Raw genomic sequence first — 252 nt, 5'->3', positions numbered from 1 at the left:
CTTCGAGTTCTCCCCGGCCAGGGATGCCATCGACATTGCCGGGATCTGGCGCGGCGACGGCCACAGCGCGCTGGCACAGTTGCGCAGCCGGCACCTGGGTTATGTGCTGCAGACCGGCGGCCTGCTGGGCTTTCTCGACGTGCGCGCGAATATCAGCCTGCCCCGGCAGTTGTTGGGGCTGGCGGACGAGGGCATTCCCCGGCGCCTGGCCGAGCGCCTGGAGATCGCCGACCAGTTGCACAAGAAACCCGC

1 pseudogene is annotated in these 252 nt (G+C 68.7%); it reads left to right on the top strand.

Features of this window, described 5'->3' with window-relative positions:
* Positions 1-252, top strand: a pseudogene (locus tag F6S12_RS33435) (ABC transporter ATP-binding protein); the annotation flags it as partial.

Source organism: Pseudomonas sp. JV245A, assembly GCF_032424515.1.
Taxonomy (GTDB): Bacteria; Pseudomonadota; Gammaproteobacteria; order Pseudomonadales; family Pseudomonadaceae; genus Aquipseudomonas; species Aquipseudomonas protegens.
The sequence above is the reverse complement of the archived record's forward strand: the minus strand, read 5'-3'. Positions and strand labels throughout refer to the sequence as shown.